Source organism: Corynebacterium nuruki S6-4 (assembly GCF_007970465.1).
Taxonomy (GTDB): domain Bacteria; phylum Actinomycetota; class Actinomycetes; order Mycobacteriales; family Mycobacteriaceae; genus Corynebacterium; species Corynebacterium nuruki.
In genome coordinates this window covers 2,008,939-2,022,650 of the sequence record NZ_CP042429.1, presented here as the reverse complement: position 1 = coordinate 2,022,650, position 13,712 = coordinate 2,008,939, and the positions used below count along the sequence as shown (strand labels likewise).

General features: G+C 69.6%; 12 protein-coding genes. 7 read left to right on the top strand and 5 right to left on the bottom strand.

Annotation, left to right across the window (positions count from 1 at the left end):
- Positions 1-12: 12 nt before the first annotated feature.
- On the top strand, positions 13-1,359 hold the full coding sequence (locus tag FSW06_RS09050) for a hemolysin family protein (protein WP_010121512.1): 1,347 nt from the start codon (positions 13-15) through the stop codon (positions 1,357-1,359).
- The gene (locus tag FSW06_RS09045) at positions 1,356-2,357 is read left to right on the top strand and encodes a CNNM domain-containing protein (RefSeq protein WP_010121510.1); all 1,002 of its coding nucleotides are present in this window, start codon (positions 1,356-1,358) and stop codon (positions 2,355-2,357) included. The genes FSW06_RS09050 and FSW06_RS09045 overlap by 4 nt, the downstream gene beginning before the upstream one ends.
- Positions 2,358-2,376: 19 nt before the next feature.
- On the opposite strand, the gene FSW06_RS09040 is transcribed toward FSW06_RS09045, so the two are convergent.
- Positions 2,377-3,186 carry a PaaI family thioesterase gene (locus FSW06_RS09040; RefSeq protein WP_244946806.1) on the bottom strand — a complete coding sequence of 270 codons (810 nt, stop codon included), beginning with the start codon at positions 3,184-3,186 and terminating at the stop codon, positions 2,377-2,379.
- Positions 3,187-3,348: 162 nt separating this feature from the next.
- Between FSW06_RS09040 and FSW06_RS09035 the strand changes: the two genes are divergently transcribed.
- The gene (locus FSW06_RS09035) at positions 3,349-3,852 is read left to right on the top strand and encodes a Dps family protein (protein WP_029449870.1); all 504 of its coding nucleotides are present in this window, start codon (positions 3,349-3,351) and stop codon (positions 3,850-3,852) included.
- A 4-nt stretch (positions 3,853-3,856) separates the two neighbouring features.
- Here the strand turns inward: FSW06_RS09035 and FSW06_RS09030 are convergent, their stop codons facing one another.
- Positions 3,857-6,085, bottom strand: a complete 2,229-nt coding sequence (locus FSW06_RS09030) for an acyltransferase family protein (RefSeq protein WP_010121505.1) — start codon at positions 6,083-6,085, stop codon at positions 3,857-3,859.
- Positions 6,086-6,134: 49 nt separating this feature from the next.
- Between FSW06_RS09030 and FSW06_RS09025 the strand changes: the two genes are divergently transcribed.
- Positions 6,135-7,556, top strand: a complete 1,422-nt coding sequence (locus FSW06_RS09025) for a glycosyltransferase 87 family protein (protein ID WP_010121503.1) — start codon at positions 6,135-6,137, stop codon at positions 7,554-7,556.
- Positions 7,553-8,581, top strand: coding sequence for a GmrSD restriction endonuclease domain-containing protein (locus FSW06_RS09020; RefSeq protein ID WP_010121501.1), 1,029 nt, complete (start codon positions 7,553-7,555; stop codon positions 8,579-8,581). The genes FSW06_RS09025 and FSW06_RS09020 overlap by 4 nt, the downstream gene beginning before the upstream one ends.
- A 54-nt stretch (positions 8,582-8,635) precedes the next feature.
- Here the strand turns inward: FSW06_RS09020 and FSW06_RS09015 are convergent, their stop codons facing one another.
- On the bottom strand, positions 8,636-9,424 hold the full coding sequence (locus FSW06_RS09015) for a CPBP family intramembrane glutamic endopeptidase (protein WP_010121500.1): 789 nt from the start codon (positions 9,422-9,424) through the stop codon (positions 8,636-8,638).
- A 280-nt stretch (positions 9,425-9,704) separates the two neighbouring features.
- On the opposite strand from FSW06_RS09015, the gene FSW06_RS09010 reads away from it, so the two are divergent.
- Complete coding sequence (locus FSW06_RS09010; RefSeq protein WP_083827082.1) at positions 9,705-11,201, top strand: dicarboxylate/amino acid:cation symporter; 1,497 nt, start codon at positions 9,705-9,707, stop codon at positions 11,199-11,201.
- A gap of 17 nt (positions 11,202-11,218) precedes the next feature.
- Here FSW06_RS09010 and FSW06_RS09005 read toward each other — a convergent pair whose 3' ends face one another.
- On the bottom strand, positions 11,219-11,923 hold the full coding sequence (locus FSW06_RS09005) for a Fic family protein (protein WP_010121495.1): 705 nt from the start codon (positions 11,921-11,923) through the stop codon (positions 11,219-11,221).
- A gap of 130 nt (positions 11,924-12,053) precedes the next feature.
- Between FSW06_RS09005 and FSW06_RS09000 the strand changes: the two genes are divergently transcribed.
- Positions 12,054-13,294 (top strand): IS3 family transposase gene (locus FSW06_RS09000; RefSeq protein WP_420794964.1). Its coding sequence is split into 2 segments (ribosomal slippage): positions 12,054-12,360 and positions 12,360-13,294, totalling 1,242 coding nucleotides; the frame shifts between segments, so codons are not numbered across the junction.
- Here the strand turns inward: FSW06_RS09000 and FSW06_RS08995 are convergent.
- Positions 13,295-13,645 (bottom strand): Fic/DOC family N-terminal domain-containing protein, encoded by a 351-nt coding sequence (locus FSW06_RS08995; protein ID WP_010121490.1) that lies wholly within the window; start codon positions 13,643-13,645, stop codon positions 13,295-13,297.
- Positions 13,646-13,712 lie beyond the last annotated feature (67 nt).

The window sequence follows — 13,712 nt, the reverse complement described above, 5'->3', positions numbered from 1 at the left end:
CGGTGAACAACGATGAGCACCACGGCAGCCGTCGCGGTGCTCATCACCGGAATTACCGCAGTACTCGTCCTCATCGTCCTGAACGCCTGGTTCGTCGCGCAGGAGTTCGCCTACATGTCCGTCGACCGCGCCCGGCTGTCCGCCGCTGCCGCGGCCGACGACCGTGGTGCCGGTCGGGCAGGCCGGGCCCTCGGCATCACCCGGCGCACCAGCTTCATGCTGTCCGGGGCACAGCTGGGCATCACCGTCACCGGCCTGCTCGTCGGTGAGCTCGCCGAACCGCTGATCGGTGGCTCGGTCGGCGACCTGCTCGGCGGCGGGGCGGGGACCGCCGCAGCCGTCGCCGTGGTCGTCCTGGCCATCGCCACCGCGGTGCAGATGATCTTCGCCGAGCTGTACCCGAAAAATCTGGCGATCGCGGCGCCGGAACCGCTGGCGCTCGGCCTGGCCCGCTCCACCGGAATCTACCTGCGGGTGGCCGGTCCGGTCATCGCGTTGTTCGACCGGTCGTCCAACGGTCTGCTCAGAATGGTCGGAGTGACCCCGGTGGAGGACGTCGACGCGACGGCCGACCCGCGGGAACTGGAGCGCCTCGTCGCCGAGGCACAGGTCGCCGGTCATCTCCCCGGGGACATCTCCGGGCTGGTCGGCCGCATCCTCGATTTCCCGGAACGCACTGTCGGCCATGCCATGGTGCCGCGCTCTCGTACCGGCGCGCTCGCGGACACCGTGACTGTGGCGCAGGCCCGGGCCCGGATGGCGGTGGAGCACACCAGGTATCCGGTCGTCTCGGGCGCGGGCGCCGACGAGGTACTCCACGGCGTGCTCCACCTCAATGACGTACTGGACCCCGACCTCGGACCGACGTCCACGGTCGTCGGGCTCGTGCGGGAGGCGCCGGTGCTGCCCGAGGCGATGTCCCTGCCGGACGCCCTCGCCGCGCTCACCGCCGGCGGACACCGGCTGGCCTGCGTCGTCGACGAATACGGCGGGATGTCCGGTGTGCTGACCCTCGAGGACCTGGCCGAGGAAGTGGTCGGTGAGATCACCGACGAACACGACGAACACGACGAACCGGCGACCCGGGCCGCCGGCTTCGCAGGTGGCGAGCACCTCGACGAGGTCGCCCGCACGCTCGGCGTCAGGCCGCCGGTGTCGGACGCGGAGACCCTCGCCGGCCTGGTCATCGAGCAGCTCGGTGCCCTGGCGCACCCCGGGGACGTGGTCCGTGTCCCGCTGCCCACCGATCCCCGGGAGGTGCTGGCGGAGACTCCGGACCGGGTCCTCATTGCCGAGGTCACGGAGGTGGACCGACACGTGCCGTCCGCCGTGGACGTGAGTGTGGAGGAGACCGCATGACTACCCTGACCGTCATCATCGTCACCGTCGCACTGCTGGTGGCCAGCGCATTCTTCGTCATGGTGGAGTTCGCCCTGCTGGGGGCGAAGCGACACCGCCTGGAGGAGCGGGCGGCCACGAGTCTCACCGCCCGCGCCGCCCTGCGCGGCATGGACGAACTCACCGTCATGCTCGCCGCCGCCCAGCTCGGCATCACCGCCTGCACCTTCGCACTCGGTGCGGTGACGAAACCGGCCGTCTCCTCCTGGCTGACCCCGGTCCTCACCGCCACCGGGCTGCCGGACGGTGCCGCCTACAGTGTCTCGTTCCTCCTCGCCCTGCTGGTCGTCACGTTCCTCCACCTGGTCGTCGGCGAGATGGCGCCGAAGTCCTGGGCCATCGCCTTCCCCGACCGGGCGGCGCGTCTCGTGTCGGTCCCCGCCCGGATGCTGGCGTGGCCGCTGCGTCCGCTGCTGCTGTGGATGAACCGGGTCGCCAACCGACTGGTGCGCTGGTCCGGTGTGGAACCTGTCGACCGGGCCGCGGCGGGCGGCCACGACGCCGAATCGTTGCGTCACCTCGTGGAACACTCCGCGGCGTCCGGTGTGCTGGATGCCGCGGACCGGGACCGTGTGGTCGGTGCGCTCGACCTCACCCGGCGGCGCCTGGCCGACCTGTCGGGCACGGACATCCCCGTGCTGGCGGAGGGTGCCACCGTCGGCGAGGTGCAGGACGCCGCCCGGGCCGGGTACAGGATGCGGGTACTTGTGCCGGATGACCGGTACGTCCACGTCCGGGACACCCTCACCCTGCCGCGGGAGACCCGTGTCGGGGCAGTGGACGGGTTGGCGCGTCCCCTGCTGGTCCTGCCCCCTGAGCTGCCGGCCCACGAGGCGTTGCGGCGGATGCGGGAGGACGGTGGGCAGATCGTCGGCGTCGCGGACCCGGGGCAGCGGCCGAGGATCGTCGCGCTCCCCGAGATTCTCGCGGTCGTCCTGCCCGGACATCCCGGGGTCTAGCCGGGGGTCGGGGGCAGGGTCACTGCCCGGCAGGCTCCAGCAGCCGCTCCGGGATGCACAGTTCCAGCAGCTGTTCCCGCGTCAGCGACCCCCGCGACAGGATCTCACCGCACACGTACCGGGCCTGGTCCTCCGGATCCGGGATCCGGCGCGCGGCCGAGAGCACAGCCGTCAACCGACCGTGTTCGCCACTGTCGGGCTCCCCGGGGCGTCCGCCCCAGGCGCGCCATGCCGCGGCGGTGGCGAGGTTCTCCAGGGTCATGCCCCGGGGTTCCCGGGCGGCCATGGTCTCCTCCGGGGAGCGCGGGGTGCCCGGCGTCCGATCCGCTTCCCGGCCCTTGCGGGGGCGCACATGCAGGTCCTGCTGGCCGACCCCGGCGACCGAGCCGTCCCGGTTGGTGATCACGCAGGTGAAGGCGACGTTGTAGTAGCCGTCGGCGGCGATGCCCTCGAGAATCTCCTCGCACAGCTCGTCGGTGACGTGGACGGGCATGCGTGCGCCGTTCTTGCCGGGGGAGAGGAACTGGAACTGGCCGGTGCGGGTCCAGGCCTCGTAGTCGGGTCCGAGGCGTTTCATGACGAGCGTGCCGAACAGGAAGTCGGTCATCGCGAACAGGGTGCCGCCGAATGCCGCGCCGTGCATGTTCTGTGTCAGCGGGCTGGAGTGCAGGACGACTTCGCCGTAGGACCAGTCGTCGGCGACGTTGTGGACGCGGACCCCGTCGCCGGCCAGTGGCGGCCAGATCGCCAGTCCGCGTTCGAAGGCGCGGGGGTTGGCGAACACCCTGCCCAGAACCCTTTTCTCGATCGCCGTCAGCGGCTTCTTCAACGCACTCAACATAGTGATGGAGACGTTACCTTCATCTTTCCCATCCGGGGGTGGAACGGCCGACGGGGGTGTCCCGATCCGGAATATGATGGGCGGTGAGCCGTTGATATGGACGGACCACAGGAAAACACCACACGATCCATGAAGGAGCGACAGACGACCATGAGTAACTTCACCGCACCGGGCCTGTCCGAGGGCAACGCCAAGCAGGTCATCGACATCCTGCAGGAGCGCCTCACCGCCTACAACGATCTCCACCTCATCCTCAAGCACGCGCACTGGAACGTCGTCGGCCCGAACTTCATCGGCGTCCACGAGATGCTGGACCCCGAGGTCGACGCGATCCGTGCGAACGCGGACGCCGTCGCCGAGCGCATCGCCGCCCTCGGCGGCGAGCCGATCGGCACCCCGGACTCCCACGCGCCGGGCCGCGAGCCGCTGCAGTACCCCGTCAACAAGGGCACCACCACCCAGCACCTCAAGGCCCTCAACGAGGTCTACGACAAGGTCGTCGCCGATTCCCGCGAGGCCGATGCGGCGCTCGACCAGCTCGATCCGGTCAGTGAGGACATGTTCATCAGCCAGATCGGCGCGATGGAGCAGTTCCAGTGGTTCCTCCGCGCCCACCTCGAGGACGGCAACGGCAACATCCCCGACGGTCAGTAACCGGTCAACCGAACATCTGCCGGTCGATCTCGGGGGCGAGCATCCCTGCGTAGGTCCTCGTCAGATGTGAGCTGTCCCGGTAGACGAGCGTGTTGCCGATCACCCCGGGACAGCGTTCGTCATCGCACAGTGCGTCGGAGACGTCCAGCTGGGTGATGTCGGCGTCCTCCCCGCGGAAGGCCTCGACGGCGGGATTGACCGGTGCCAGGGCTTCCCGCCGGGGGCTGCCGCAGTCTGTGTCATCACTGTCGTCGCTGACTTCGCCGATGTCCGCCACGCACAGCCGGGGATCCACCACGTCACCGTTCTCGCGCGGCCAGGGGGTGTCACGCATGCCCCAGGTGTGGATACCGGCGGCGGTGAACTGCCGTACCAGGTCGACGACCCCGTCCGGGGTGTGGTCCGGCCCCCGGCCGTCGAGGTTCGTGGGGCGGGTGGAGTTGAGGAAGACCCCGTCGGTCGGCGGGTTGTCGAGGATGAACTGCCGGGCGTGACCGTTCCACTCCCCGCACTCCGGGTAGGGCTCCCCGTCGGCCTTCGGCAGTGGGGCACCGAGCAGACACCCGGCCTTGAGCAGCGGAATGACCCGGATGTGCCGCTGCCGGCCGATCCTGTCGAGCGCGGCGAGGAAGTGCTCCGAGTGGGAGTTCCCCGCCAGATACATCGACCGGTCGGCGGTCACGTCGCCGTAGGCGCACGGTTCCCCGCTGTCCGAGGTCAGGACCGGTTCGGTCTCCGCGTAGGACGCCGTGCACCCGTCCGGGGTGGTCGAGACCGGCATCATGGCAGGTTCGTCGCTGACGTCCGGGACGACCGGGGGACCCTCGGGTACCGGGGCCTCCTCGAGCAGGGCCCGCGGCCCCGGATACTCCGCCGGGTCAGGATGGTCGGGGTCGGTGGCCGCGGCCAGGACGGCGTCCCGGTGGGCGACGACCGGCCCGGTGGCGAGCACACCGACGGTGCCCGCGGCGGTGACGGCGACCGTGGCGACCGCCGCACCACTGCGCACCACCGCCGGCCGGACGGGCCACCACGACCGCGGGCGCCGGCCGTGTTCGCGCAGCGGTTCCTCGATGTACCGGTGGGTGGCCCGGGCCAGCACCAGGGAGACCACGATGACCGCGGTGCCGGTGGCGAGGCCGCGCCCGGTGCCGAGTGTCGCGGTGATGCCCTGTATTCCGGTACCTCCGGTGCCTCCCGCGCTTCCGGCATCACCGGAGCTTTCCGTGCCGTCGGGTCCGGGGGACAGCAGTCGGGTGGCGAGCACCAGGACCGGCCAGTGCCACAGGTAGAGACTGTAGGACCACCGGCCGAGCAGCTGGAAGGTCCGGCCGTCGAGCAGCCGGGTCACCCCGACGGGGGTGCCGGCGGCGGTACCGGCCCCCGACCCGGTGACGGGGTTGCCCGCGGCCACGACCAGGGCGGCCCCGGACAGCGGGACGAGCGTCCACGGCCCGGGGAACTGCGCTGCACCGTCGAGCAGCAGACCGGTACCGACGATCAGCAGGACGCCGGCCACCCCCGCCGGAACCCGCCGGCGGCGCCACGCCGCCGGCAGCGGCCGGTTCAGCAGCAGCACACCGACCAGCCCGCCGAGCCCGATCTCCCAGAACCGGCCGGCCGGCGAGTAGTAGTTCCAGCCCTGGTCCGTGCCGTGCAGGTGGACGGCCCAGCAGAAACTCGCGACCGTCGCGGCGGTGAGCAGTCCGTACAGGAGACGGGTACCGTCGCGCCGGGTCCGGGCCGCCGCAGCGACAGCCCCGACCACGACCCAGACGGTGACGAGTACGGCGAGGTAGATCTGCAGCTGCACCGCCATCGACCACAGGTGCTGGTAGAGGCTGACGTCCCGGCTGACCGCGGCGTAGTCGTGGCCCTGGTCGGCGAGATGGAGATTCTGCCGGTAGGTCAGCGCGGCCGAGGCGTCCTCCGCGATCCCGAAACGCCGCGCACGGGAGGAGATCACCAGCCCGGCGGCAACGGTGACGAGCACGACGGTGAGCAGCGCCGGATAGAGCCGGCGCAGCAGTCGGACGACCGACTGGAGGGGCGTCCGGCCCGTCGGGTCGAGTGCATTGCGGATCTGGGGGCCGACGAAGAACATCCCGCCGAGGAAGAGGAAGACATCCACCCCCGAGGAGACCCGGCCGATGAACACGTGGAAGACGACGACGAGTCCGATGGCCAGGCCACGGAGCCCGTCGATGTCGTGACGGTAGGACAGGGACGGCATCGGGGCCGCACCCTACCAGGCGGTGTGGAGCCGGTACGCTGGATCCCCGATGACCACAGCCAATCCGTCGACCTCGCCGACCCCGCCCACCCCGACGGGACAGCGCGCCCCGCGCACCCCGTCCGCCGTGCCGAACGGGGCGGTCGGCCGCCTGCGCCTGGCCTGGGGCGCGGTCGTGGCCGCCACGGTGGTCGGGATCGTGCTGTGCTTCTGGCAGCTGACCGGTGTGCTCGACCACTCCCGGAACGCCTACCTCCTCGACGTCGGGGTGTTCCGGGACGCCGGCCAGGCCTTCCTCGACCACGCCCCGTTCTACGGGGACGACTTCCCCTCCCGCAGCGGCTTCGCCTTCATCTACCCGCCGCTGGCCGCGCTGCTGTTCGTCCCGCTGACCTGGCTGGACGAGACGACCATGCAGCTGACGTGGACGTGGGCCTCGGTGGCGGCGGCGTGGCTCGTGCTGTGGATGGCGGTGTACCGGGTGCTGCCCCGGGAACTGCCCGCATGGGTCGGACGACAGTTCCGCGGGCGCGCCGGGCGCGCCGGGTTCTCCGGCGTCCTCGGCGTCGGGGCGCTCGGTTTCACACTGTGCCTGGAACCGCTGCAGGTCCACCTCATGTACGGCCAGATCAACGTCTTCCTCATCCTCCTCGTCGCCGCGGACCTGCTGGGCTTCACCCCCCGGTGGCTGCGTGGTGCGGGGGTCGGTGTCGCCGCGGGCATCAAGATCACCCCGGCCGCCTACGCGCTCGTCTTCCTCGTCCGGCGGCGCTGGGGCGACCTGGCGCGCTCCCTCGGCGGCTTCCTCGCCACCGTGGTCGTCGGCTGGATCGCGCGCGCCGACCAGTCCTTCGACTTCTGGACCGACGAGTTCTTCGCCGGTGACCGGGGCGGGGCGGCGGACTTCGAGGCGAACCAGGCGATCACCGGCCTGCTGTCCCGGGCGGGCATGGACCCCGATCTGGCGCAGAAGGTCATGATCCCCGGACTGCTCGTCATCGCCGTCATCGCCGGCTGGGCGGCGTGGCACCTGCTGCAGGCCCGCCGGCCGGTCAGCACGCTGCTGCTCATGGTCCTGGCGGTGAGCACCGCCGCCCCCATCGCCGTGACGCACCACTGGACCGGGCTGATCGTGGCGGTGGTGCTGCTCGCGGCCCAGCTGGCCGCACTCGTCGCCGGGCGCCGCGACCGGTGGGACTGGCCGACCCTGCTCGGCAGCGCCGTCCTCCTCGCGGCGAACTGGGTGACCACCACCATCGACGATCCGGGCTACCAGTCCTCCCGCTACCACCACTACCAGGTGTACCCGGAGGACGGACCCTACAGCTTCGGGACCGCGAACTGGTTCTACGGCAACATCCAGGGCCTCGCGGGGATCGTGTGCCTGCTGCTGCTGTGCGTCGCCGCGTGGCGGATCCGGACGGGCAGCAGGCGGGCTGCAGAACAGGGCGCTCTACTCTCACAGCCATGAGAACATTCCGTCCGCTCGCCGCCGCCCTGTGCGCGGCAGGACTGGCCGCCACCCTCGTGGCCTGCGATGACACGACCGGCCCCACCGCCACCACCTCGGCGTCCGACAGCGCCGTCGACAGCACCCCGGCCGCCGCGCCCGTCCCGCCGCCGGCGGACAACACCCCCGCACAAGACGGTGCGGCGCCGGCGGAGGATCCGGACGGGGCGGCCGCCGCGGCCCTGGCCACCCTGGACACCCTCGAGGTCAAGGGGCGCGCCCCGAAGACCGGCTACGACCGGGAGCAGTTCGGCCCCGCGTGGACGGACGTCGACCGCAACGGCTGCGACACCCGCAACGACATCCTCGCCCGCGACCTCACCGACATCACGCTGAAGCCGGGCAGCTGCCGGGTCCTCACCGGCACCCTCGACGACCCGTACACCGGGCAGGTCATCAACTTCGTCCGCGGCCAGAACACCTCCACCGCCGTGCAGATCGACCACGTCGTGGCCCTGTCGGACGCCTGGCAGAAGGGGGCCCAGCAGCTCAGCCCCGAACGGCGCGAACAGCTCGCCAACGACCCCGCCAACCTGCTGGCCGTCGACGGTCCGGCGAACATGCAGAAGCGCGACGGGGACGCCGCCACCTGGCTGCCCGCCAACAAGTCCTACCGCTGCACCTACGTGTCGAAGCAGATCGACGTGAAGGCCGCCTACACGCTGTGGGTCACCCAGGCGGAGAAGGACGCCATGCAGCGCGTCCTCGGGAACTGCTCCGGGGCCGTCATCCCCGGTCAGGACGCCCCGGCGGAGGCGCCGGCCCCCGAACCCGCACCGCAGCCCGAACCCGCACCCGAACCGGAGCCGGCGCCCGCCGACGTGCCGGTCGCCCCGGCGGAGGCCCCGGTCGGTGACGTGTACTTCGCCCGCTGCGCGGACGCCTGGGCGGCCGGAGCGGCCCCGCTGCGCACCGGACAGCCGGGCTACCGGCCGGGTCTCGACGGGGACCACGACGGCATCGCCTGCGAGTCACGGCCCCGCTGACCGTCGGGCCGCCCTGACGGTGCCGGGGTGGAACGGACGGGGCGTCCTACCGGGTCACAGGAAGGTCCAGGCCGCGGCGGCGGCGAGCGCGCCGACGGCGTTGAGGGCCCAGTGCAGGCCGATGGGGGCGAGCACGCTGCCGGTGTGGTGGCGCAGCCAGGTCAGCCCCGCGCCGGCGCCGGCGGTGGCGACGACGGCCAGGCCCACGCCCGCCCACTGGGCGGCGCTTCCGGAGCCGAGGATCTTCGTCAGGCCGACATTGGTGGCCGTCAGGCTCAGCGAGCTGGCGACGTGCCACAGGCCGAAGAGGACGGAACCGCCGATGAACACGGCCTTCGTCCCGCCGAGCCGCTTCAGCCGGCCGTGGAGCAGACCGCGGAACGCGAGCTCCTCGGGCAGCACGGTCTGCAGCGGGATGATGACGAGCGCGGCGAGGAGCGCGGTGCGGATCGACGCATAGGACTCGTTGAAGAAGAAACCGCGGGTCGCGGGGATGGCCAGGGCCAGCGCGATGACCGCGGCGACGAGGACGACCGCCCCGGTGCCGTAGGCCAGTCCCTTGCCGATGTAGGCGCGGCCCAGACCGAGGTCGGTCCAGCTCATGCCGCGGGCCTTGGCGATGACCAGCAGGGTGGCCACGCCGACCGGGACGACGATCGCGACCGTCGACAGCTCGGTGAGGTGGGCGGTGACGTTGATGGCGGCGAGTCCAGCGATGACGGCGATGACGCTCGCGATGTCGCGGGCGTGCAGGCGCAGTCGGGAACTCATCGGCAGTGCGGCGGCGGCCCCGGTGGTGGCGGTGGCGGCAGTGGCGGCGGCGGGTGCGGTGGTGGTTGTCATAACGCTTACGACGCTACGTGCCCGCCGCCCGGGACGCCTAGCGCAGAACAGCCGGATCACGGAGTTCGTCCCGAACTGCCAGGCGGCTCCCAGCATGTTGCGCCGGGAACGAACTGCGCAGGTCACGGCGTGGGTCGCCGGACCGGGTCGGCCGGACCCGGGTGAGTGCCGGGTGAGCTCTGTCACGGTAGGCGGGGGCGGGAACAGAGTCCGGGGCGTGTGGCGTTACAGTATGCGGAGCAGTAAATAGACAGATCTGTCTGAAAGGACCGCACACCCCATGTCCGATACTTCGCCCGAGGGGACGGCGGTGGCGTCCGGAGAACCCGGAACCACCGGATCGTCCCCGGCGTCCCGTCGCCGCCACCTCCCCGGCTGGCTCACCGGCTTCGGCGCCCAGGTCATCACCGGCCTCGTCGTCGGCCTCATCCTCGGCTTCATCGCCCGCGCCCAGGGCGCCGACGGCGGCGACGACGGCCCCTGGCTCGCCCAGTTCCTCGACAAGACCGGGTCGATCTACGTCGACCTGCTGAAGACCATGGTGCCGCCGCTGATCATCACCGCGGTCATCACCTCGGTCGCCAACCTGCGCAAGGTCGCCAACGCCGCCCGCCTGGCGGTCAGCACGCTGATCTGGTTCGCCATCACCGCCTTCTTCTCCGTGCTCGCCGGCATCCTCGTCGGTGTGGTGATGAAGCCCGGTGCGAACACCGGCATCGACGCAGCCTCCGCCGCCGAGCCGTCCCACACCGGGTCCTGGATGGGCTTCATCGACTCGGTCGTGCCGCAGAACTTCCTCGGCCTCGGCGCCTCGGCGTCCTCCGACGGTGACATCTCGGTGAGCTTCAACGTCCTGCAGCTGCTGATCATCTCCATCGTCCTCGGTATCGCCGCGGTGAAGGCCGGCAAGTCCGCCGAGCCGCTGCTCAACGTCACCGAATCGCTGCTCGGCGTGGTGCAGAAGGTGCTGTGGTGGATCATCCGCCTGGCCCCGATCGGCACCGGCGCGCTCATCGGCCACGCGGTCGCCGACTACGGCTGGGACGCCATGGGTTCGCTCGGCAAGTTCGTCCTCGCCATCTACGTCGGCCTCGCCATCGTGCTGCTGGTCATCTATCCGCTGGCCCTGAAGTTCAACGGCCTGCCGGTCATCGGCTTCTTCCGCCGGGTGTGGCCGGTGACCTCCCTCGGTTTCGTCACCCGCTCCTCGATGGGCGTGATGCCGGTGACCCAGCGGGTCACCGAACGTTCCATGGGCGTGCCCGGGGCCTACGCCTCCTTCGCGATCCCGCTGGGTGCGACGACGAAGATGGACGGCTGTGCTTCGGTGTACCCCGCGGTCGCCGCACTGTTCGTCAGCCAGTTCTTCGGCATGGACCTCAGCTTCACCGACTACCTGCTGATCATGTTCGTCTCGGTCATCGGCTCCGCCGCCACCGCCGGGACGACGGGCGCGACCGTGATGCTGACTCTGACGCTGTCCACGCTGGGCCTGCCGCTGGAGGGCGTGGGCCTGCTGCTGGCCATCGAACCGATCATCGACATGGGCCGTACCGCGATCAACGTGACCGGCCAGTCGCTCGTCGCCACGATCGTCGCCAAGCGCGCGGGGATCTGGGAGAAGGACGTGTGGGACGCCGCGGAGGGGTCCGGCGTCGACCTCGACTCCGATGACGCTGACGAGGTTGACGACGCTGACGACGCTGTTGAGGGGTCCGGCCGGGATGCCGGTGCGGAGCTCGGCACCGCCGCGACGGAATCCGCCACCGCCCGCTGACGGTCCGTCCGCCGGAGCTACGTCAGGATGCGGAGGGCATCCCGGTTGATGAACACCTTCTGCCTGCCGTCCGACCTCGCTTCCTCCAGCAGGCCGGCGCCGGCGAGTGTGGTCAGCCAATGAGATGCGGTCTGTCGTTTCGCCAGATCAGCGGTCTCGATATCGCGGATCCGCACATAGGGGAGAGTGACAAGCAGCTCCGCGAGTTCCTTGGCTGGGGAGGTCGGAAGTAGGTCGCGGATCCGGAGTGCAGTGGCTTCCTGATGTGCCTGCAGGGTGTCGATGAGTTCTGCGGTTTCCCGGGCGGCCTCTTCCACTGCCCTGAGCATGAACAGGATCCATCCTTCCCAGTCCTGGTCGGTTGTGACCGACAGCAGCCGGTCGTAGTACTCGTTCTTGTGCCTGACAATCACTCCCGAGAGGTACAGGACGGGGAGTTCGAGGAGACCTTCCTGGATGAGCAGAAGAATGTTGAGGACTCGTCCTGTCCGGCCGTTGCCGTCAGGGAAAGGGTGGACAGCTTCGAACTGGTAGTGGGTCAGCGCCATGAGAACCAGGGGATCGAGATCGTGGTCTGAGTAGATGAACCGCTCCCAGGCGGAGAGGTGTCGGCGGATTGTCTCCGGTCCGGATGGCGGTGTATAGCGGCGGACCTCGGAGCGGCCGTCTCCGATGTACGTGCCGGGTGTGGCGCGTACATCGACCGGGGCGTTCTGGAGCACGCTACAGACATCGATGGCGGTGCGTGCTGACAGTGGCCTGGTCAGCAGGGACTTTCGTCCCTCGTGGCCTTACCCTCGTTGAGTGGACACCCGATATAGCGGGACCCGTCCCGCACGAGAGGATGTCACCATGACCAACAAGACCCCCGGAGCCAGCAGGGCCAGCGGCGGCAAGCGACCGCGGCGCACCTTCAGCCCCGAGTACAAGCACGAGGCCGCCCGGCTGGTGATCGACACCGGCCGCACCATCGCCGAAGTCGCCCGCGAACTCAATGTCGGTGCCCAGTCGTTGGGCAAGTGGGTCGCCGCTGAACGAGCAAAGGAGGCCGGCGAACCGACCGGGGAACTGACCCTGGACGAACGCGCCGAACTCAAAGCCCTGCGCCGACAGGTCGCCGAGCTGGGCAAGGACAACGAGTTTCTGGGAAAAGCAGCGGCCTTCTTCGCAGCCAAGCAACGACCGACGAACGGTACGAACTGATGGCGGCGGAGAAGGCAAACTACGAGGTCACCCGCATGGCACGCCTGCTGAACGTATCCCGGTCAGGGTTCTACGCCTGGACCACACGGCAACACGCAGAACCCGGCCCACAGCGCCGTGGACGCGACGAACTCGATGCGAAGGTCCGGAAGGTCTTCGCCGAGTCCGACGACGTGTACGGAGCACCCCGAGTCCACGCACAACTCGCCCGGGAAGGCACCCAGGTTGACCGGAAGACCGTGGCGAAATCCATGCTCCGCCAGGGCCTGGAGGGCATCAGCCCGAAGAAGTTCACCCCGGTGACCACAATTGCCGGTGTGGACGCCTACAAGATCCCTGACCGGGTCAAACGCGGCTGGGACCAGGGCGAACTCAACCGTGTCTGGATTTCAGACATCACCTATCTTCGCACCGATGAGGGCTGGTTGTACCTCGCGGCGGTCACCGATGCGCATTCCCGCCGGATCCTGGGCTGGGCGATGGACTCCCACATGGGCACCTTCCTGGTGGCCAAGGCCCTGCGCATGGCGCATACGCTACGTGGCGAGGTGCCCGACGGGGTGGTGTTCCACGCCGACCGGGGTACCGAGTTCACCAGTGACGACATGTACAAGGCCTGCCGGGACCTGGAGATGCTCCAGTCGGTGGGTAGGACCGGAGTGTGCTGGGACAACGCGATGGCCGAGAGTGTGTGGGCGACGTTGAAGACGGAGTTCTACGACCGTCGGAAGTGGCCCACCCGGGCGGAGGCGAGGATGAAGGTCGGTGACTGGATCGAGTCCCGGTACAACCGTCGGCGGCTGCACTCCGCGCTGGGCTACGTGCCGCCGGTGGAGTTCGAAATGAATCTGTTCAACAAACCTGCTGTCCAGGACCCTGAGGCAGCTTAGTTACCTGTCCACGATTTGCGGGCAAGGCCACTCGTGGAGTGCGGTGTTGTAGCGCAGTGCTTCCTTGGCCTCGGGGGTCGGTGCACTGTCGATACCGTGGTCGGCCCGAAACAGCTCGTCGTTTGTGGTGACGATGTTCTCGATCTCGGTGGAGGCCTTGGCCTCCCGCAGTGGGATCGTCGAGGTGATGATCTCGGGATTGGGAATGAGTCTGCAGGACGTGTCGAGTACGGCCAGCTGCTCCCGAGCGCGGATCACCGCCTTGAGAATGGCGCGGTTCTCTACATCAGCGTCCGGGGGAAGGCCGGGCAGCTGGTTGAAGGGGACATTCGGGTCGAAAGATCCGGACATGTCGACAGTGTAGGCACGTCCAGGAAGACATGTCGATCATCAGGAGAAATATCGACATATTACAGTA

Coding starts and splice junctions, on each gene's coding strand:
- FSW06_RS09050 (WP_010121512.1), top strand. CDS start 13: ATGAGCACCACGGCAGCCGTCGCGGTGCTCATCACCGGAATTACCGCA.
- FSW06_RS09045 (WP_010121510.1), top strand. CDS start 1,356: ATGACTACCCTGACCGTCATCATCGTCACCGTCGCACTGCTGGTGGCC.
- FSW06_RS09035 (WP_029449870.1), top strand. CDS start 3,349: ATGAGTAACTTCACCGCACCGGGCCTGTCCGAGGGCAACGCCAAGCAG.
- FSW06_RS09030 (WP_010121505.1), bottom strand. CDS start 6,085: ATGCCGTCCCTGTCCTACCGTCACGACATCGACGGGCTCCGTGGCCTG.
- FSW06_RS09025 (WP_010121503.1), top strand. CDS start 6,135: ATGACCACAGCCAATCCGTCGACCTCGCCGACCCCGCCCACCCCGACG.
- FSW06_RS09020 (WP_010121501.1), top strand. CDS start 7,553: ATGAGAACATTCCGTCCGCTCGCCGCCGCCCTGTGCGCGGCAGGACTG.
- FSW06_RS09015 (WP_010121500.1), bottom strand. CDS start 9,424: ATGACAACCACCACCGCACCCGCCGCCGCCACTGCCGCCACCGCCACC.
- FSW06_RS09010 (WP_083827082.1), top strand. CDS start 9,705: ATGTCCGATACTTCGCCCGAGGGGACGGCGGTGGCGTCCGGAGAACCC.
- FSW06_RS08995 (WP_010121490.1), bottom strand. CDS start 13,645: ATGTCCGGATCTTTCGACCCGAATGTCCCCTTCAACCAGCTGCCCGGC.